Origin of the sequence: Fangia hongkongensis FSC776 = DSM 21703 (assembly GCF_000379445.1) — a bacterium.
GTDB classification, from domain to species: Bacteria; Pseudomonadota; Gammaproteobacteria; order Francisellales; family Francisellaceae; genus Fangia; species Fangia hongkongensis.
Genome location: NZ_KB902246.1, coordinates 1 through 20,193, shown reverse-complemented (window position 1 = coordinate 20,193; position 20,193 = coordinate 1). Strand labels below are relative to the sequence as shown.

Genomic DNA, 20,193 nt, shown 5'->3' with positions numbered 1-20,193 from the left:
TATTAGTTAATTTGATCTAGGATATACTGAGTAAGAAGTGGAACGGGGCGACCGCTTGCTGTGGCTTTATCAAATCCGCCCATTGCGCTTCCAGCAACATCTAAGTGTGCCCAGCGGTAATCTTCAGTAAAGCGAGATAAAAATAGCGCCGCTGTAATAGAGCCTGCTGCAGGACCGCCGATGTTGTTCATATCAGCCACTTCACTTTTAAGCTGCTCATGATAATCTTCAAAAAGAGGAAGGTGCCAAGCGGGATCTTTTGCTTCTTTGGAGGCATCTTTTAATGCTTCGACAAGCTTGTCATCATTGCCAAATAAGCCTGAAATTTTACCGCCGAGGGAGATCACCATTGCGCCGGTTAAAGTAGCAACATCAATCACAACTTCAGGGTTGTATTTTTCAATATAAGTTAAAGCATCACAAAGTGCCAAACGACCTTCAGCATCCGTATTGCCAACTTCAACGGTAATACCTTTCATGCTTTTAAGCACATCGCCAGGTCTAAAAGAAGCGCCATCAATAGAGTTTTCAACAAGGGCAACAACACCAATAACATTCACAGGAAGATTTAAATCTGTAATTGCCTTCATGGTACCAAATACAGCAGCAGCGCCGCCCATATCCATTTTCATCGTTGCCATCCCTTGCCATGGTTTCAAGCAAAGTCCTCCTGTGTCATAAACAAGCCCCTTACCGACAAGGATAATAGGCTTTTGTGATTTATCTTCAGCGCCATAATATTCCATGCAGGCAATATAACTTGGCATTTTTGAGCCTTGACCTACGGCAGTAATGCAGCCCATGCCAAGCTCATGCATTTTCTTTTCATCTAAATAGTGTAGAGTAACATTGTCATTTTTCTCAGCAAGTTTTTTTGCCTCATTTAATAAGTAATCAGTGTTACAAACATTCGCTGGGAAATTCTTTAAATCTTTAGCGTAGTTTTGACCATTTGCGATAGCGCTAGCAATTGAAATATCATGCTGTGCCTTTTTAGTATCATCCGCTAGGATTTGTATATCACTTAGCTGGTAACTGTCTTTATCTGATTTAAGTGCATCAAAGTGATAGCTGCTATTAATAAGCGCTTCAGTGAATATGCGAACAGCATCATTTCCAAGTTTATTAGTATCAACAGCAAATTGTGTCACACTAAGTGATTTAAGTGCTTTGAAAAGTGCATCCACTGCCTTTCTCGTAGCGGTTGTTTTAAGTTTATCTTTTTTGCCTAAACCAACTGTGATATAAAGTGTCTCACCATCATTAACAGGTAAGGTGGAGGCAAGTTTGCCTGTGAATAAGCCTTTGGATATGGCTTTATTGATCGCCTCAATTGAGGTGGTTTCATCTTCAAATAAAAACACAGCTTGCGCAGCTGCATTTAAAGATTGTACGGCTGTAATATTCATAAAATACCTCATTTTTGTTCTTTTTATCAGTCTGAAAACGGCATTTAAGCATTTAGTTACTGAGTTTTAGCCCAAAGAGTGTCTCATATTTTAACCGAATCAATCAAGTGGTATTAGCATTTGTAAGAACGAAGAAGCTTAGCTTGATTGGTGATTTGTATGCTGTAAGTGCGGATAATAAAAGACTATTCAATATGTGCGTTAGCGGATAAAATTATGAATTATGAATTATGAATTATGAATTATGAATTATGAATTATGAATTATGAATTATGAATTATGAATTATGAATTATGAATTATGAATTAAAAATTGAAAATTATAAATGAACCCCGGAGGGTGAGCATTGAAAACTGAAAATATCGTTTTGGATAAAGCCTTTGAGTTTGCAATAAGGATTGTGAAACTTTATAGATATTTGTGTGATGACAAAAAAGAGTATGTATTGTCAAAGCAGTTACTTCGAAGTGGTACATCAATCGGTGCAAATATTAATGAGGCGCAGGCAGGGCAAAGCAAAAATGACTTTATAGCTAAAATGAGTATTGCCAGTAAGGAAGCTAGAGAAACTCAGTATTGGATTGATTTACTTATCGCAACAGAGTGCTTGAATATCAAAGATACGCATGTTCAAAGTTTAAAGGAAGATATTGATGAACTTATTAAACTTCTGACAAGTATCGTGAAGTCATCGCGGTTAAATGATAAATGTTAAATTGAGAATTGAAAATTCAAAGGCGAGTAATGTGGCTAATTTGATGGTAGAACGCTATTAGCTGAATGTTGAATTCAAAATTGAGAATTAAAAATTTAAAATTAATCCCCCTTTTTGTCTTGAGTAAATAGTTCTTAATCTTTATTATGTGTTGAGTTTGACAGGAATAAAAGGTTTTAAGGTTTTATGGCGGTAAAAAACAGGCTAAAAGAAGCTAAGATTTACCCAGTAATTTTATCAGGTGGGTCAGGCTCACGTCTGTGGCCATTATCCCGTCAAAAATCGCCAAAGCAGTTTATTCCTCTGATTGATGATAAGAATTTATTGCAGAACACCTGCTTACGTTTTAGTAATAAGTCAATGTTCCACTCGCCTTTGATTGTCTGTAATGAAGCACATCGTTTTCAGGTTGCCGAGTCGCTCCGTGGAATAGGTGTTGAGAATGCAAAAATTATTTTGGAGCCTTGCGCTAGAAACACGGCTCCTGCTATTGCGCTTGCTGCCTTGGCTGTGTTGGAAAGCAACCCTGACGGCATTATGTTGGTTTTACCTTCGGATCATTATATTCAAGATAATTTAGAATTAATGAGTATATTTAAAGGTTTAAACGTTTCTGATCATGAACTTTATACGTTTGGGGTTAAACCTAAGGCGCCAGAGGTTGGCTATGGTTATATTGAAATTGGAGAGAAAAAGAATAACTTTTCTTATTATATTAAACGCTTTATTGAAAAGCCTGAATTAGAAGCTGCTCGAAAATATATTACAGAAGATGGGTTTTATTGGAATAGTGGTATATTTTTATTTAAAGCAAAGGCTTATCTAGATGCAATAAGAAAATACAAGCCCAAGATATACGAGATTTGCTCTTGCGAGTTTAGTAAAAAACAACAAGATTTGGATTTTATCCGTATTCCAAAGGAGAGTTTTTCCCAGTGTGAGGATATCTCCGTTGATTATGCGGTGATGGAAAAGGCTGAAAATGTGCAAGTTATCCCACTTTTAAAAACGAGCTGGTCCGATGTGGGATCTTGGAAAGCACTGTTTGAGCTTGGAGAGAAAGATCAAAATGGGAATATTACAAAGGGAGATGTATATCAAGTCGACTCAAAGAACTGTTATTTTCGCACACATAGCCGTATGCTTTCTGCAGTTGGTGTAAAAGATTTGGTGATTGTTGAGACAGCCGATGCCATTCTTGTTGCCGATGCTAAAAAAGCTCAAGATATTAAATTAATTGTGAATAAACTTAAAAAGGATAATCGCCAAGAGCATATCAGGCATAAGCGGCATTATGGCCCTTGGGGATACAGTGATCAGCTTGTTAAGGGCGAGAAGTTTATTATCAATAAGCTTTATTTCAAAGTAGGGGCGAAAAGCTCTTTACAAATGCATCATCATCGAAGTGAGTATTTTACTGTTTTAAGTGGTGCAGCTAAGGTGATAATAGAAGGAGAAGAGCACTTGTTATCTGAAGGTATGTCGATTAATATTACTCCTTTAAAAAAACATCAGGTATTTGCAATTGGTGTTCTCCCACTTGAAATGTTAGAGATACAATCAGGAAATTATATCTCTGAAGATGACACAATAAGATTTTAGGAAGGTGAATTGATGAAAAAAGCATTAATTACTGGTGTAACAGGGCAAGATGGCTCTTATTTGGCTGAGTTTTTGCTTGATAAGGGTTATGAAGTCCATGGCTTAGTTAGAAGAAGCAGTTTAATGAATACCGATCGAATAGATCATTTATACAAAGGGCATCAAGGCGATAATCACTTTTTTTTACATTATGGTGATATGACTGATTCGCTAAATCTAACACGGCTCATCTCTGAAATTAAGCCAGATGAAATATACAATCTGGCTGCGATGAGTCATGTGCATGTAAGTTTTGAAACCCCTGAATATGTTGCCAATGCCGATGGTATCGGTACGCTGCGTATATTAGAAGCAATAAGGATATTAGGGCTAGAGAAGAAGACACGTGTTTATCAAGCATCTACTTCAGAGCTTTATGGTAAAGTGCAGGAGATTCCTCAAAGTGAAAATACCCCATTTTATCCTCGCTCTCCTTATGCTGTGGCGAAGATGTATGCCTATTGGATTACTGTGAATTATCGTGAAGCCTATGATATTTTCGCTTGTAATGGAATTTTATTTAATCATGAATCTCCAGTCAGAGGTGAGACATTTGTTACGCGTAAAATTACGCGTGCTGTATCTAAAATTGCTTTGGGGCTGCAGGATAAATTATATTTGGGTAACTTAAATGCTAAACGAGACTGGGGTCATGCCAAAGATTATGTCGAGATGATGTGGCTTATTTTACAAGCTGATAAAGCAGAAGACTGGGTAATGGCAACGGGTATTACCACTGAAGTTCGCGAGTTTGTCAAAATGTCATTTAAAGAAGTTGGCATAACACTTGAGTTTAAAGGGGAAGGAGTTGAAGAAAAAGGCTATGTTGTGGCTTGTGATAACCCAGAATATCAGTTACCTATCGGTCAGGAAGTGATAGCAGTGGATCCCCGGTATTTTAGACCAACAGAGGTTGATTTATTAATTGGTGATCCAACTAAAGCGCATCAAAAGCTTAATTGGAGGCCTAAACATGATCTGAAAATGCTCGTTGCAGATATGATGAGTTCGGATATTTCACTTATGAAAAAAGCGCTTTATCTAAAACAAGGTGGCTATGAAATTAAACAGCAATTTGAATAACTGTTACTAGAGAGTGTTATATATGACATACATGGGTAAAGATGCGAAGATTTTAGTTGTCGGCGCAGGAATGGTTGGAAGTGCTATTTTAAGAAGGCTTGAAAAAGACGGCTATGATAACGTTAGTTATACGTTTAATAGCAAAAAACCAATTGAAGAGTTTAATAATTATCGTTCATTGCAAGTTGACTTAAAAGACCCTGTTCAAGTTGAGAAACTATTTAATGAAGTGAAGCCAGAGTTTGTGTTTTTATCGGCAGCTAAAGTAGGAGGTATTTATGCTAATAGTACTTACCCTGCTGAGTTTATCTCGACCAATTTGGATATACAGCAAAATGTCATAAAATTAGCTTTTAAATATAATGTGGATAGACTACTTTTTCTCGGGAGCTCTTGTATTTATCCTAAAGAATGCCCCCAACCCATTAAAGAAGAGTATCTATTAACCGGCCCGTTGGAGTTGACAAATAGACCTTATGCTATCGCAAAAATAGCAGGGATAGAAATGTGTTGGGCATACAACCGTCAATTTGGGACAAAATATTTGTCTGTGATGCCAACAAATCTATATGGACCAAATGACAATTACGATTTAAATAACTCACATGTTTTACCAGCACTTATCAGAAAGTTTCATGAAGCTAAAGAAAATAATCTTGCTAGCGTGTCATGTTGGGGAAGTGGTAGACCTAGGCGTGAGTTTTTGCATGCTGATGATATGGCAAGTGCGTGTATATTTGTGTTAAATTTACCACCCTCTATATATAATGGTTATGTTGAAGCCGTTGACTCCCCGCCTTTGATTAATATTGGCTGTGGTGAGGATGTTAGTATCAAAGATTTAGCTGATAAGATTCGTAAGATTGTAGGTTTCAAGGGTGAAATCTTATGGGATAGTACAAAGCCTGATGGCACTATGAAAAAGCTATTAGATGTGGGGGTTTTGAAGGCTTTAGGATGGGAAGCGGAAATAGCACTCATAGAAGGTGTAAAAGAGATATATACTCATTACACTGCTAAGTTTATGGCTGAGTAACATAGTGAAGATACTTCTTTATAATACGTTAGCATTTTATATTATTCGTGTAATATTGATGCTATCTCCTTTGCTTGTGCTGCCTTTGATAGCTCATTATCTAGATCAAGATGATTTTGCGTATTACCTATATCTCGTAAGCTTAGGAACTTGGATGAGTATTGTTGTTGAGTTTGGATTTATTATTAGTGCAACTAGGGAAATTGCTAAAAATCATTGTGACAAAATTGACTTACAAATAAAGCTTTATTCAGTTGTGTCAGCGAAAATATTGCTATCTGTTATTTTGCTTATCATTTCATTGGCTTTGTCACTTTACTTGTCTTCTATGATTTATCTTCTGAGTTGGGGATATGCTACTATTTTAGGCTTTAATTATACTTGGTTCTTTCAGGGGTTGAGAAAGCTAACTGTGCCATTAGTTTCTGAATTCATAAGTATGCTTTTTTTAATTGTGGGGGTTTATTTAGTAATATATTTTGGTGGCGATATTCAATGGATAGTAGCAATCCTTATGATTTCAAAATTTTTAGGGCTAAGTACATACATCATTTTAATAAGACAGTTCTGGGGGCTACGGGTTTGGTGCTTTAAATGGTCATTTGCAGTGGTTGAGATCAGGAAAACGTTTTCTGCTTTTTTATTAATATCATTCGTTGGCTTCTATACAAGTTTTAATGTGGTGTATCTTGGATGGTTAGCCGTAGGTGTGCAGCTTATTTATTTTGCTGGTGCAGAAAAGTTGGTGAGAGCCGCATGTTCATTGATATCACCTATCTCACAAGCTTTATTCCCTGAGATGGCTCAAAGGTTTGATAAAGATATAAACGCGGGGTTAAAGCTTTTTAAATGGATGCTAGTGCTTATAACTATGATTGGTTTTTTTTTCTATTTAATTATTTTGTTCTTTTCAAATTTACTTATTAATGTGTTTTTAGGGTATCAGTATGCAGATGCTCAAGCTATTCTGATAATACTGGGAGCAATGTTGCCAGCAGTTGCGTTAAGTTCAGTCCTTAGTATGCATTTTTTAGTTCCTTTTGGAAAAGAGAAGTTTTGCACTAGAGTATATTTTATTGCTGGAATGGTTAATTTAGTTTTAGTGCTTTCTTGTGTTAAATTATTTGGTTCAATTGCTATGGCATATTCTGTTGTAATCTCTGAGTATGTGGTTACAGTTCTTATGGCTTTTTTGGTGTTTAAATTAATGAGAGTCACTCAAAAGGGAAAAGTATGATTATAGTAAAAATAGTGAGAGGGGTGTAGAAATGGTTGTTGATACACTATTGATTACAGCAACCATAACCCCTTTTTCTTCTTTTGTTGTATTAAGTTCTTCTGTTGCTCGTAAAAAACAGTATTATGATGCATTATACTATATTTTAAAAAATTCTAGTTTTAATAAAATAATAGTCTGTGAAAATAGTGAGGGATGGGGGCATGAAGCCTTTTGGATTGATTTAGCGGCTACCTATAATAAGGAGATTGAATTCATTACGCACAATCATGCTATGTCAGCTAATAAAAGCAAAGGGTATATGGAGTGTGAGTTGATAAATTATGCTGTTCAAAATAGTAAAATTTTGAGGCAAGGTGTAACATGTTTTTATAAGTTAACAGGTCGACTAATAGTGAAAAATATTAATAAAATATTGAGTTTTCACCATGAGGATGAGAATGTTTTTATTCTAGCGGGTCTATCTTCTCGTGACTCGCTTGATACAAGATTTTTTAAAATAAATGTAAATTTATTTACTAATTACATTTACCCATATGCGTATAAAATATGTGATGAAAAAGGATACTATATGGAGCATTTGTTCCATGATGTGCTAAATCATAAAAGCCAATCTTCAAGGTACCCATCTGTTAAATTTTGTAAGCAAACTTTCAGGTGCCTACCAGAAGTTATAGGGACTTCAGGGAGTACAGGACTACCTTACAATGTAGGTGTGCTGCGAAATTTTATTAGGCGTATTATATTTAAATTGGGGCTATATAAAGTATAACTATATTTAATGCGGTGATAGCGAATGGAATTTAGTATTATTACAGTGTGCTACAATGCAATAACTACAATAGAAAAAACTATATTAAGTGTCAAGAACCAGTCATTTGAAGACTATGAACATATAATCATTGATGGCGGCTCTACTGATGGCACTCTTGGAGTAATAGATAAATATCGTGATAATTTCGCTGTAATTATTTCTGAACCTGATAATGGGATCTATGATGCTATGAATAAAGGTATTTCCCTTTCTAAAGGAAAGTTTATTGCAATGCTTAATGCTGATGACTTTTATTTAGATAATGTCCTTGAGAGTGTATATCTAGGAATTCAGCGATCTGGTGAAAGTGTTGGAGTGATTTACTATGGGAACTTGGTGGTTTTTAACGAAAAAAAAGAAGATGGATACGTAGTTAAACCGTTGCCATTGAGTCAGCTTGCTAATTTTATGTGTTTAAATCACCCCACCTGTTTTGTGTCAAAGGACTTGTATCAAATGCGTTACAATATAATGTATAAATCTGCAGCTGATCAAGACTTGTTTTTGCGTTTTGTGCGCAGTGGTGCTCGATTTATATACTTAAACTCAGAAATTACAGCAATGAGAAAGGGAGGGGAGTCATCTAAATTTCACTCTATCTTGGAGATATGGAAAGTTCAGACACATAATAGAATTTGTGTGCTAATAAGATTGAAATGTATAATTATTAACTCATTAATCTACTGTATACTAAAGATGCCATTCAAATCAATCCTTCAAAGATGGTATAAAAAATTTATAAGTAATAGACATGAAAAATACTGAATATAGATGTTTTTTTATATGTATGTTTAAACTTGGGAATAAGTATAGTGTATAAGAGTATAATTTTACCAGGCATATTTATGACCTTTTCTCTGTGTTTGATTTGTCTAATTTTTCCAGTGAATACTGGGAATCCCTTAGCTATATACATTTGGTTTTTCTTGTGCGCTATTACATTTACTCTTTATAGACTTTTCGCTAAACATGTGATCTTTAGTTTGCTTTGCCTATCGCTAATGTTAACAGCACCCTTGCTAATTTCTTTTGGCTTTGTATATATATGGTATTACGTTAGTATTCTCTTTGTATTTTTATGCTTATACCATAAGTATATAAAACTTAATTGGGGAATAATGATTATATCGATTATTTGGTTTTCATACATATTGGGTTTTTGGCTATTTAATTTTAATGAGCTTGGGGTTTTGTATGGCATAAAATATTATTATGCTCAAATTTTTATCACATATTGTACTTACTTATATGTGAGAAAACATCTTAAGCAGTCTATTGTTATAGCTCTTACTATTTTAGTTTGTATTTTAGCCTTTTCTATAGTGCAGCATATTTTAAATTACTATGATGGCATCTGGGGTAATCCGCTGAACTTATATATGTATAACCTTGAAACACGCCCGGCTGCATTATTTTCAGAAACTACGTGGGTGGGTGAAAGCTCCGTACTGACTATTATTTTACTCTTCTATGCTAAACGAACAAAGTTGCTTATAAATAGAGCATTTATGGGGGGGGTGTTTGTTAGTGTTTGTGCTCTCTTCATTAGTAATACTAGGGCTGCCTACATAGCATTATTAGTGATATTGTTGATGAATTTCAGGTTTTTAAATCTAAAAATTGTAATAAAATTAAGCAGTGTATGTTTATTGTTTATAGTTATTCTGTCTTCATTTTTTTTCAATGAAATTGAGAGCATGTTAGATTGGACAATTGATAAATTTCACTTTCAAGACCTTAGTGCTAAAGGGCGCTGGGATGCAGTAAAGGTGACATTTTTGTCTTTATTTGAAAATGTCAGAAGTTTTTTAGTTGGTCACGGCTTTGCGTGGAGTAATGTGGATGCTATTAAAGTATCAGGGACTGCTATAGGGGCTAAAAGTTTTAGTATATTACTTTTTATCCCTTATGTATTTGGAGTTGTTGGGATGATCGTATTTTTATACCTAATTATAAGGGTTGGTTTACATGCAAGAAGGCAAACTAATCAAGTTGATAGGGTGTACGGGATGGCTTTACTAGTTGCATACCTAGCCATATCTGCTGTCGCGCCCTTATTTCAATATCCTTTAGGTATTATATGGCTGGCTTTTTCCCTAGCAATTATTTATAGTGGGCAGCACAAACAATCTAAGCCTCTTAGTGAGGGTGATGCTAGTGCGTGATAAGTATGTCTTTGTACTCCCCTCTTTGAAAATTGGTGGTGGGAATAAGGTGTTTATTCATTTGGCAAATGAATTGGCTACAAATTCTAAGTATGAGGTTTCTATCTATACAGTTTTGCCAGATTCAGCTGGTGAGACTAATTTAAAGGGAATGATAAACACAGATGTTGTAACATTGATGGAGAGTAAGAAAAGATTAAGTAAAATTGGGGCAGTGATTTATTTTCTTCGTCGATTAAAAACAATGGATGGTTTTTTAATAGTTTCAGATCCTATGGTTTGTTCTTTTTTGATCTTTTCTCAGAAAAAATATATTAGGTTTATTCAAGGAAATGACTATTATTTATTTGATAAACATGTGAAGTTCAATTGGGCTATGCTTCTAATGTATAAGGCATTACAGCGCATGTCATATAAATTAAAAAATAGCTATTATGTGACTAACTCAGATTATATTATGTGCTGTCTTTTTAGTAAGCCTTACTATATATCAGAAGAGAGGGTCTCTCCGATAAAAGTATCTCCCTCACTGTCAGAAGAATATTTTTTAAAACCTATCATCAGAAACACTGAGATGATAGAGAGTTTTGAAGTTATAACTATTGGCACTGTTGGTAGAATCCATCATAAAAAAGGATTTAATTATTTTGTAAGGCTAGCTAATGAACTTTCGAATAGCACTAACCAATTGTTTAAGTTTATTGTGATGTCTCATGATGATTTATCTAAATTTGATTTATCTAACATTAAATTATTTTCTTCAAATACTGATGAAGAAAGTATAAAGTTTTATGATAAGTGTGACATATTTGTTTCAACATCTCTGTTTGAAGGTTTTGGAATGCCACCGTTGGAGGCTATGGCAAGAGGTTGTGCTTGTGTACTTTTTGATTGTGAAGGATATAGAGAGTACGCCACTGATAAAGATAATTCTTTAATTGTGCCTGTTGGAGATTATCTATCATTATATAAAGAAGTAATAGGGCTATCTTCTGATAAGAAACTACAGGAGAAGCTGTCTCAGAAGGGGATTCAAACAGCGCGTAAATTTAAATGGAAAGATGCAGCAAAGCGGTTGCAACAAGCTTTAAAATCATGGGAGGCTAAATGAAAGGAATAATTTTAGCAGGTGGCAGTGGGACAAGACTTTATCCTGCAACTTGCGGTATAAGTAAACAAATGATCCCAATATATGATAAACCATTGGTTTATTATCCTTTGTCGATACTGATGTTATCTGAAATAACAGAGGTTGTAATTATTACAACAGAGCATGATCAAGCTGCTTTCAAGCGTTTACTGGGAGATGGGACTCAATGGGGTATGAAATTTGAGTATATTGTACAACCCTCTCCAGATGGTTTGGCGCAAGCTTTTATTTTGGCAGAAGAATTTTTAGCTGGTGATTCAGCTTGTCTGGTGCTTGGAGATAATATCTATTATGCACATGGTTTGCCTCAGCTTCTGTTGAAAGCAAAAGAAGCGGTATTAAGCTCTGGTGGAGCTTCGGTGTTTGGGTATAAAGTACATGATCCTGAACGTTATGGTGTGGTTGAGTTTGATGATCAAGGTAAAGTACTTTCTATTATTGAGAAACCTGAAAAGCCGAAATCTAACTTTGCTGTGACAGGTTTATATTATTATGATGCTAAAGTGTGTGAATATGCAAAAGAGGTGAAACCCTCAGCAAGGGGTGAGCTTGAAATCAGTAGTTTGAATCAAATATACCTTGAACAGTCACAAATTCAGGTTGAATTAATGGGAAGAGGTTATGCATGGTTTGATACTGGAACGCATGATTCAATGATGGAGGCATCTCAGTTTATTGCTACAGTTGAGCATCGGCAGGGGTTGAAAATTGGCTGCTTGGAGGAAATTGCCTTTCATAAGGGTTGGATTAGTAAAGATAAATTATTAGAATTGGCAGACCCTTTAAAGAAAACTGGCTATGGTCAGTATTTGCTGAATTTGGTTTAGGAAAGTCTAAATGAAAATTATTAATACAACTATTTCCGAGGTTAAAATTATTGAGCCCAAGATCTATGGAGATCATCGCGGCTTCTTTTATGAAAGTTTTTCGCAAAGTCGCTATCAAGAAATGCTAGAGATGAATTATCCGTTTGTTCAGGATAATCTATCGCGTTCAGCTAAAGGTGTGCTACGAGGGCTTCATCATCAACAAGAGCATACTCAAGGCAAGCTTGTTAGTGTGTTAAAAGGCTCAGTCTTTGATGTTGCAGTTGATATACGAGTTGATTCACCAACTTTCGGTCAGTCTGTAGCTGTTGAACTAAGTGAGGACAATAAACGTCAATTTTGGGTACCGCCTGGATTTGCACATGGTTTTATTGTGATAAGTGATACGGCAGATTTTTTTTATAAATGTACTGATTATTATTACCCTCAATCAGAGTTGGCATTGAAATGGGATGATCCTAAGCTTGCAATTGATTGGCCTGTCTCTGAAGTAAATATATGTTTGTCGGAAAAAGACCAAAAAGCACTAACAATTGATCAGCTGCTTGAACAGGGTAAGTTACCAAAGTATCAGGATTGGAGCTAGTCTATGCATATTTTAATCATTGGTAAAAATGGTCAAGTTGGTTATGAGCTGGTTGAAGCTTGTAAAGCACGTAATATTTCTTTTGATATGACAGGAAGAGATGAGCTTGATTTAACGGACTTGACAGCTATAAGACAGTTTTTTGAAAAGCAGCATAATTATAATTTTGTGGTTAATGCTGCAGCGTATACTCAAGTAGATAAAGCGGAAGATGAGCCTGAATTGGCTGATCGTGTTAATCATCAGGCAGTAGGCGTGATTGCAGAAATGTGTCAAAGGTATGATATGCCTCTATTGCATATTTCTACTGATTATGTGTTTGATGGGAAAAAAACAATACTTTATAACGAGCTGGATATGACTAGCCCGTGTGGAATATATGGTTTATCAAAACTAAAAGGTGAACAGCAAGTCCAGAAGTTAGAGAAGCACCTTATTCTTCGCGTAAGCTGGGTTTTTGGGCGTCATGGAAACAACTTTGTCAAAACTATTGCTCGCTTATCAAAAGTAAAAGAAAAGCTAGCTGTGATTGCTGATCAGTATGGTGCACCTACTGCAGCAAGAGATATTGCGCGTGTAATATTAGATATTATGCAACATAAAACACATCATTGGGGTACATACCATTACAGTAGCTACCCCTTAACTACATGGCATCAGCTGGCCTCTGGTATTTTACCCTATGTGCAAGATAGTAAAGTTAAAACAGTTGAGGCAATTGAGACAAAAGATTATCCGTTAAAAGCAAGAAGGCCACAAAATTCAGGGTTGAGTTGTAATAAAATATTGAATGACTATCAAATTACTCAACATCATTGGCTTGACTATATTAAAGAAACAGTAGAAGCAAGTTCAAATATATAAATAGGGTGAAAAAATGTATCAAGCTAACGTGGTTTTAGTAACGGGTGCTGCCGGGTTTATTGGCAGTAATTTTGTGCGATTACTATTGTCAGAAAATCAATGTCAGAAAGTGATATCTTATGATAAATTAACATACGCGGGTAATCTAAAGAATCTTGAGAATTTGCCAAATGCTGAAGATCACATTTTTATACAAGGTGATATTTGTGATGAAAATCAAGTAGCAAAAGTATTAAGGGATTATAATGTTGATACTATCGTGCATTTTGCTGCGGAGTCACATGTAGATAATTCAATATCAGGTCCTAAAGTATTTTTTGAAACCAATGTGATGGGGACTTTTAATCTTTTAGAACAGGCTAAACAGTTTTGGTTGGATGAGAAAAAACTAAATGAAGATCAATGTCGTTTCCATCATGTATCAACAGATGAAGTTTATGGTACTTTAACAAAAGAGGCTCCTTCTTTTATTGAGACGAAAGCCTATGAGCCTAATTCACCTTATTCAGCATCAAAAGCAGGCTCTGACCATATTGTGCGATCATATTATCACACCTATAAACTACCCGTTACAATATCAAACTGCTCAAATAACTATGGACCTTACCAACATCCTGAAAAACTGATTCCTGTCGTGATCAATAGCTGTATTAACCAGAAAAAAATTCCAGTTTATGGTGATGGAAGTAATATTCGTGATTGGCTTTATGTCGCGGATCATTGTGATGCGATTAGTTGTATACTTAACAAAGGAAAAGTAGGAGAAGTTTACAATGTCGGTGGTAAAAATGAGGTGGATAATTTAACTTTAGTGAAAACAATCTGTCATTTGATGGATAAATACCATCCGCATAATGCTCCACACCAGCGACTTATTAGTTTCGTTGAAGATCGTAAGGGGCATGATTGGCGTTATGCAATTGATAATAGTAAGATTCAAGATAAACTAGGATGGAAACCTTCGCAGGATTTTGAAAAGATGTTTAAACAAACGATTGAGTTTTATTTAGGAGTTTAAGGTATGTTAGATCTTGAAGTAAAAGTTTTTTCAGATTTTGGGTCATTGAAAGAGAGCTTTGGTCAAGCAGCTCCATTCCCGCATGTTGTGGTGGATAATTTTTTGGATTTGGAGCTTGCAAGAAAATTAGACCAAGAATTTCCATCTTTAGATAGTGACTTATGGTATAAATACAAAAATGCGATAGAATATAAAAAAACATATAATCATTGGGAGGCATTTCCCAAAACAACATATCAGTTTTTTGCATATTTAAATAGTCAGCGTTTTATAGAAAAGCTAAACAAGATGATGCCAGAAGTTGAGTTATGGCCAGATATGGGGCTTAATGGAGGTGGTTGGCACGCTCATGGGGCTGGTGGAAAATTAAATACACACCTTGATTATTCTATTCATCCAAAGCTAGCGATGGAAAGAAGGCTAAATATTATCTTATATATCAATGAAAACTATGATGCAAAATGGGGCGGCTCTTTGGGTCTTTGGTCTCATGATGAGAAAGAAAATCAACCTAAAGACTTGATTAAATCAGTTGAACCATTATTTAATCGTGCTGTTATTTTTGATACAACATGTAATAGCTGGCATGGTCTACCCGAAGCAATTACTTGCCCAGAGAATGAGGCACGTCGCTCTTTGGCTATTTACTATCTTTCAGAGCCTAGAGAGAATGTTTCGCGAAGAGGAAAAGCACTTTTTGCACCAAGTAACGCTCAAAAAGGAGATGTTGATGTGGTAGAGTTAATTAAGAAAAGAGCAGGTGTTAAATCTGCTGAAGATGTATACCGAAAATAGGGATTATATGTGAATACGATAATAACATCAACGGTTGTGCTTTATAAACACCCATTAGAAATGCTAGAGAATTTTCTATCGTCCTACAGTAGTTCTGTATTACGTGCGCAATCAGAAATGCAAGTCACATTTCATTTATATATTGTTAATAATGACATTACACAAAAAGTTGATTATAAAGCTAATTTATTAGATGCTAAATATTCTAATATATCCTTTGAATTCATACATTCTGAAAAAAATGGTGGGTATGGTTATGGAAATAACCTTGTTATTCCTAGGTTAAAGAGTGATTACCATTTAGTAGTAAACCCAGATATTATCTTCTGTGAAGATACTTTTTTGCAAGCAATAACCATAATGCAAGAAAGAAAAGAGTTCGGGTTGTTAACTCCAGCAGTATACGATCAACATCAGAAACAGCAGTTTTCATGCAAAAAAAATCCAACTTTATTCTCTCAGTTTTTGCGATTCACATTAAAACATAAAAAACCTTTTTTTAAAAAGTATCTAGAAAAATATGAATATCAAGATCATTCATATGAAAAAGAAATTTATGATATTCCCAATTGCACTGGCTGTTTTATGTTTTTTCAAACTCCTATCTTTAAAGAGGTTAAAGGTTTTGATGAACAATTTTTTTATTATATGGATGACTGTGACTTGTCTAGGAGAGCGTTGGAAATTTCACGAATACTTTATACTCCAGAGGTTAAGGTATTGCACGAATATCAAGGAGATGCATATAAAAATAAAAAATTGCGTAATGAAGCAATTAAATCTGCATTTAAGTATTGGCGCAAATGGGGCGGAATTTTTTAAGAGTTGGCTTTCAAAAGTATTTCCCAGCTGTATAATAAGTGTTAAATTTCACAAATTGAAAATTGTTAATGAACAAATCCTCCATTACAGCTTTTATCTTTGAATTTATAGCTTTTGCTATATGTCTTGCTTTATATATGAAAGTTTGGAGTTTAAGCCAGACATCTGTGGTTTTTTTGATAGTAATTTTTGGTTTTTGTTGGGTTTTTCGTTATCAACGAACCATGGTGCTACTTGAATACTACACACATCTTATTGTTGTAACACTATTGTTTTTGGTGGTTGTCATTGCGGTGAGTATTGTACTTAGAAAAGCATCTCATGTGCTTCTGGTGGGTGGGTTTTCAATTGTGAGCTGGTTTATTGTTACTACGCTAGTTAGATTTTTAGTGGTAAGGCTCTTTTCTCAACCTTATAAAATATTAGTTCATCCAGATCTTCAAGAAAGAGTTCCTCAGAGTAAAAAAGTAAAACTAATTGTTAAATCTGATCTAACCCCTCATGATACTAACGCTGTAGATGCAGTTGTGGTTGATCGTAAGTATCAATACGATGATAATTGGAACCAGATGATTTTTCATGCTAATTTATGTGATATGCCAGTTTTAACTCTCAAAGAGTATGAGGAACTGATTGAGCAGCGTCTATCTCTAGAGCAGTTAAATGAAAGCTGGATGTATGCAGGCTTTTCGATTCCGATATGGTACAAATGGCTTAAAAATACAATTGAATTTTTACTATCAATATTGTTATTACCCTTACTGTTAATATTTTTTGTGGCTATTGCATTTATTATTGTAATTACAATGGGGCGTCCCATATTTTATAATCAATATCGTGTGGGGAAAAATGGGAAAGAGTTTAAAATATATAAGTTTAGAAGTATGGTAAAAAACTCTGAGCAAGATGGCGCAAAATTTGCAACACAAGGTGATATGCGTATTACTAAATTTGGTGCGTTTATGCGCAAATTTCGCATTGATGAGCTGCCGCAGTTTTTGAATATCTTAAAGGGTGATATGAGCTTAATTGGACCAAGACCAGAGCAAAAAGTGTTTGTAGATCAGTTTTCTAAAGCTATTCCATTATATCGCTTACGCCATTTGGTGCGCCCTGGTATTACTGGTTGGGCTCAGGTAATGCATGGTTATGCAAGTGATCAAGATGAGACAAAAATTAAGCTCCAATATGATTTGTATTATGTAAAACACTACTCTTTAATTTTAGATATTAAGATTGTCATTAAAACCTTGTATACGATCTTAACCGGGTTTGGTGCGAAGTAACAAATGGAAGTGTTATGAGTAAATGCAAATGAAGCCCTTAAAAATATTCGGACTATCTCCCAATGACTTCATGATAATGATGGGCATTTTGCATCAGCATAGAGCGAGCCTTAAGAAAGTGATTTTATTTGGATCAAGAGCAAGGCGTGATTATTTGACTACCTCTGATATTAATCTTGCCATTGAGTTTAATAGTGACTGTCATCTAAGTGATGCATTTGCAAATAGTGCGCTTAGCCTGAATGTAGATATTGTTGATCTCAATTTTGTGCAGGATAAGAAGATATATCAGCATATATTGTCAGATGGCATTATACTATTGGATGGTTCAAATAAGGAGGAAATGTGGATGTCATTGGCTTTATTAACTGAGAAACTTCAAGATTATAGCTCAGCATTAGCGCGCCTAGATGAGGCTTTGGAAAAGGATATCTATCAAGATGATATGTATTTGGATGCAACAATTCAGCGCTTTGAGTTTTGCTATGAGCTTTGCTGGAAGCTCATGAAGGCTTATTTACGTTACGTTGGTGTTGAGGTTAATAGTCCGCGTTCAGCTTTTCGTGAAGCATTTAAGCAAGGTATTATTGTAGAAATTAGCGTATGGCTCAAAATGCTTGATAAGCGCAATTTAACCTCACATACTTATCATGAAGATATGGCAAAAGAGGTGTATTATGCCATTAAAGATGATTTCTATGACCTATTAGATCGATTTAGAGATAAAATTTCCTTCTTGATGGAGGGTTTATTGAAAGAAGAGCAGTGATTTATGTGGCCTTGTCATTAGGCTGGTAAGTAGTGAGCTTTTAATGTGGTAAGTTAGTTGATGAGTATGTGCTAGGATGAATCAGGTAGATCAAGATAAGATTATTCGCTTTTTACAAGAGCGTATGCCTTTAAAGCTGTTAATTCTATTTGGCAGCTATGCAAAAGGCGAAAATACAGTAGATAGTGATATTGATATTGATTTGGCTTTTATTACAGAGCCTAAAATATCAAATGTTGAACGCTGGGAAATTGCTCAAGAACTTGCAATAATGTTAGATAGAGATATCGATCTGGTTAATCTTGAGCGTGCCTCTGAAGTATTTAGATTTCAGATTGTATCACAAGGAGAAGTCCTTTTTAGTGAGGGGAGTTATGATGCATATTTAGACCGTGCATATACAATGTATTTCCAGCTGAATGAAGATAGAAAGGAAATTCTCGAACATTATGAAGCTGATAACAGGCGATGTGAATAATTTAAAATATAGAGTACGGTAGTGATGAAAGATGATGTTATTTTGAACAATATGTGCATGAAGTTCTCAAGGCAAAATAAAGTGATACTTACTAGAATTTATATATCACTTGGCTTATCTAAAAATAATTTCCCTGAAGCATCCAAGCTTTTTAGCGAGTGTCCTTATCATCTCCTTATCAATGCAGGCAAAGATGTATTTAATCGTGAGATTAAAATGGATAGAGAGACATTTTTTGCTTGGCAGAGAATGCAGCAAGCGGGGCTAAAGGAAGGCATCTATCTATCAATTGTCTCGGCATTTAGAAGTTATCAGTACCAGTATGATTTAATTCAAAGAAAACTGGAAAAAGGGCAATTATTAGAAGATATTGTTAAAGTAAATGTGCTGCCGGGTTTAAGTGAGCATCATACGGGTCGTGCACTCGATTTGACTTCATCTGAGGAAGATGAAGTGTTGACAGAGTCTTTTGAGCAAACTGAAGCCTTTGGTTGGCTCATGGAAAATGCACAGAAATTTGGCTTTTATTTAAGCTATCCAAGAGACAATGACAAAGGGGTTATCTATGAGCCTTGGCATTGGTGCTATCATGGGGCAGAAAACAGCTAAAAAATGAAACAAAACACAAGAAAATACTTGAATATTTACACCATGATCTTATAATCAATTTTCAATTGGTCGCTTAGCTCAGCTTGGTTAGAGTACTACCTTGACATGGTAGGGGTCACTGGTTCGAGTCCAGTAGCGACCACCATCTTCAAAGCCTTTAAATATAAGCTTTCTCGCTTGTTTTCAAAATCTACCATTTAAGAAGTGATTTTGCTTGGGGTAACAAATTAAATACCTCTGAGGTCGCAATAAAGTCGCAAGATATTACAATAGGTCATGATATATTGATGGGTAGGGCAGACTACTTAGTCGCCCCTGAAAAATGCCTTAAAGCTATATAAGCAGTGTGTTAGCACTTGAAATTTCGCAAGATAAATTGCAAGATTTATGGTATCAACCATGCAAAACCTTGCAATTTCATGCGTAATAAAGAGCAAAAATTCAAAGAAACCAAAGACCTATTCAAACCAGAATTATCAGAGCAAATTGATCTTTCTCATAAACTTTGCTTATTAGCTGATTTTATTGATTGGGAGAAGCTAGATGATTATCTATCAAACTACTTTAGTGAAGATTCAGGTCGTCAAAGCAAGCCTTCTCGTTTAATCGCGGCTCTTTTCTTGGAGTGTCAACACTAATCCGGACAGTTTTCTTAAGCAAATTTAGATTTTCTCTCAAACTCTACAGGGGATAAATAATCATTATGTGTATGCCTCCTTTTACGGTTATAAAATACCTCAATATATTCAAAAATAGCTTTTTTAGCTTGCTCTCGTGTCTTAAAGTTTTCATGGTAAGTACATTCAGTCTTTAAGGTTCGAAAAAAGCTTTCAGCCACAGCATTGTCCCAGCAGTCTCCCTTACGACTCATGCTTTGTTTAATTTGATG

Annotated in this window: 22 protein-coding genes and 1 tRNA gene; 21 read left to right on the top strand and 2 right to left on the bottom strand. The window is 35.2% G+C overall.

Annotation, left to right across the window (positions count from 1 at the left end):
- Positions 1 to 2: 2 nt before the first annotated feature.
- On the bottom strand, positions 3 to 1,409 hold the full coding sequence (locus A37Q_RS0105100; protein ID WP_018299204.1) for a leucyl aminopeptidase: 1,407 nt from the start codon (positions 1,407 to 1,409) through the stop codon (positions 3 to 5).
- 346 nt (positions 1,410 to 1,755) lie between these two features.
- On the opposite strand from A37Q_RS0105100, the gene A37Q_RS0105095 reads away from it, so the two are divergent.
- From A37Q_RS0105095 to A37Q_RS14650, 21 genes are all read left to right on the top strand, one after another.
- Entirely contained in the window at positions 1,756 to 2,124 is a 369-nt protein-coding gene (locus A37Q_RS0105095; protein ID WP_018299203.1) for a four helix bundle protein, read from the top strand.
- 186 nt (positions 2,125 to 2,310) lie between these two features.
- Positions 2,311 to 3,726 (top strand): mannose-1-phosphate guanylyltransferase/mannose-6-phosphate isomerase, encoded by a 1,416-nt coding sequence (locus tag A37Q_RS0105090; RefSeq protein ID WP_018299202.1) that lies wholly within the window; start codon positions 2,311 to 2,313, stop codon positions 3,724 to 3,726.
- A 12-nt stretch (positions 3,727 to 3,738) separates the two neighbouring features.
- Positions 3,739 to 4,848, top strand: a complete 1,110-nt coding sequence (gmd, locus tag A37Q_RS0105085) for a GDP-mannose 4,6-dehydratase (protein ID WP_018299201.1) — start codon at positions 3,739 to 3,741, stop codon at positions 4,846 to 4,848.
- A 22-nt stretch (positions 4,849 to 4,870) separates the two neighbouring features.
- Positions 4,871 to 5,884, top strand: coding sequence for a GDP-L-fucose synthase family protein (locus A37Q_RS0105080; protein WP_018299200.1), 1,014 nt, complete (start codon positions 4,871 to 4,873; stop codon positions 5,882 to 5,884).
- A 4-nt stretch (positions 5,885 to 5,888) separates the two neighbouring features.
- The gene (locus A37Q_RS0105075; protein ID WP_018299199.1) at positions 5,889 to 7,121 is read left to right on the top strand and encodes an oligosaccharide flippase family protein; all 1,233 of its coding nucleotides are present in this window, start codon (positions 5,889 to 5,891) and stop codon (positions 7,119 to 7,121) included.
- A gap of 31 nt (positions 7,122 to 7,152) precedes the next feature.
- The gene (locus A37Q_RS0105070; RefSeq protein ID WP_018299198.1) at positions 7,153 to 7,893 is read left to right on the top strand and encodes a hypothetical protein; all 741 of its coding nucleotides are present in this window, start codon (positions 7,153 to 7,155) and stop codon (positions 7,891 to 7,893) included.
- Positions 7,894 to 7,917: 24 nt separating this feature from the next.
- The gene (locus tag A37Q_RS14665; RefSeq protein WP_018299197.1) at positions 7,918 to 8,700 is read left to right on the top strand and encodes a glycosyltransferase family 2 protein; all 783 of its coding nucleotides are present in this window, start codon (positions 7,918 to 7,920) and stop codon (positions 8,698 to 8,700) included.
- A 353-nt stretch (positions 8,701 to 9,053) separates the two neighbouring features.
- Positions 9,054 to 10,100 (top strand): O-antigen ligase family protein, encoded by a 1,047-nt coding sequence (locus A37Q_RS0105060; RefSeq protein ID WP_018299196.1) that lies wholly within the window; start codon positions 9,054 to 9,056, stop codon positions 10,098 to 10,100.
- Positions 10,093 to 11,211 carry a glycosyltransferase family 4 protein gene (locus tag A37Q_RS15810; RefSeq protein ID WP_169710237.1) on the top strand — a complete coding sequence of 373 codons (1,119 nt, stop codon included), beginning with the start codon at positions 10,093 to 10,095 and terminating at the stop codon, positions 11,209 to 11,211. The genes A37Q_RS0105060 and A37Q_RS15810 overlap by 8 nt, the downstream gene beginning before the upstream one ends.
- Positions 11,208 to 12,077 carry a glucose-1-phosphate thymidylyltransferase RfbA gene (rfbA, locus tag A37Q_RS0105050; RefSeq protein ID WP_018299194.1) on the top strand — a complete coding sequence of 290 codons (870 nt, stop codon included), beginning with the start codon at positions 11,208 to 11,210 and terminating at the stop codon, positions 12,075 to 12,077. Before A37Q_RS15810 ends, rfbA begins: the two co-directional genes overlap by 4 nt.
- Before the next feature lie 10 nt (positions 12,078 to 12,087).
- Positions 12,088 to 12,663 carry a dTDP-4-dehydrorhamnose 3,5-epimerase gene (gene rfbC, locus A37Q_RS0105045; RefSeq protein WP_018299193.1) on the top strand — a complete coding sequence of 192 codons (576 nt, stop codon included), beginning with the start codon at positions 12,088 to 12,090 and terminating at the stop codon, positions 12,661 to 12,663.
- 3 nt (positions 12,664 to 12,666) lie between these two features.
- Complete coding sequence (rfbD, locus tag A37Q_RS0105040; protein WP_018299192.1) at positions 12,667 to 13,527, top strand: dTDP-4-dehydrorhamnose reductase; 861 nt, start codon at positions 12,667 to 12,669, stop codon at positions 13,525 to 13,527.
- A 13-nt stretch (positions 13,528 to 13,540) separates the two neighbouring features.
- Positions 13,541 to 14,545: a dTDP-glucose 4,6-dehydratase gene (rfbB, locus tag A37Q_RS0105035; RefSeq protein ID WP_018299191.1), complete on the top strand. Its 1,005-nt coding sequence runs from the start codon at positions 13,541 to 13,543 to the stop codon at positions 14,543 to 14,545.
- Positions 14,546 to 14,548: 3 nt separating this feature from the next.
- Positions 14,549 to 15,340 (top strand): 2OG-Fe(II) oxygenase, encoded by a 792-nt coding sequence (locus tag A37Q_RS0105030; protein ID WP_018299190.1) that lies wholly within the window; start codon positions 14,549 to 14,551, stop codon positions 15,338 to 15,340.
- Positions 15,341 to 15,349: 9 nt separating this feature from the next.
- Positions 15,350 to 16,162, top strand: coding sequence for a glycosyltransferase (locus A37Q_RS0105025; protein WP_018299189.1), 813 nt, complete (start codon positions 15,350 to 15,352; stop codon positions 16,160 to 16,162).
- Positions 16,163 to 16,338: 176 nt separating this feature from the next.
- Positions 16,339 to 17,448, top strand: a complete 1,110-nt coding sequence (locus A37Q_RS16095; protein WP_205617785.1) for an exopolysaccharide biosynthesis polyprenyl glycosylphosphotransferase — start codon at positions 16,339 to 16,341, stop codon at positions 17,446 to 17,448.
- Positions 17,449 to 17,476: 28 nt separating this feature from the next.
- Positions 17,477 to 18,217, top strand: coding sequence for an HI0074 family nucleotidyltransferase substrate-binding subunit (locus A37Q_RS14660; RefSeq protein ID WP_169710235.1), 741 nt, complete (start codon positions 17,477 to 17,479; stop codon positions 18,215 to 18,217).
- 76 nt (positions 18,218 to 18,293) lie between these two features.
- Positions 18,294 to 18,695 (top strand): type VII toxin-antitoxin system MntA family adenylyltransferase antitoxin, encoded by a 402-nt coding sequence (mntA, locus tag A37Q_RS0105010; RefSeq protein ID WP_018299186.1) that lies wholly within the window; start codon positions 18,294 to 18,296, stop codon positions 18,693 to 18,695.
- A gap of 24 nt (positions 18,696 to 18,719) precedes the next feature.
- Positions 18,720 to 19,304 carry a M15 family metallopeptidase gene (locus tag A37Q_RS14655; protein WP_018299185.1) on the top strand — a complete coding sequence of 195 codons (585 nt, stop codon included), beginning with the start codon at positions 18,720 to 18,722 and terminating at the stop codon, positions 19,302 to 19,304.
- A 67-nt stretch (positions 19,305 to 19,371) separates the two neighbouring features.
- A tRNA-Val gene (locus A37Q_RS0105000) sits at positions 19,372 to 19,449 on the top strand.
- 274 nt (positions 19,450 to 19,723) lie between these two features.
- Entirely contained in the window at positions 19,724 to 19,942 is a 219-nt protein-coding gene (locus A37Q_RS14650; protein WP_018299184.1) for a transposase, read from the top strand.
- Between the two features lie 14 nt (positions 19,943 to 19,956).
- On the opposite strand, the gene A37Q_RS0104990 is transcribed toward A37Q_RS14650, so the two are convergent.
- A partial coding sequence (locus tag A37Q_RS0104990) for an IS3 family transposase (protein WP_018299183.1) occupies positions 19,957 to 20,193 on the bottom strand: 237 nt, incomplete at its 5' end.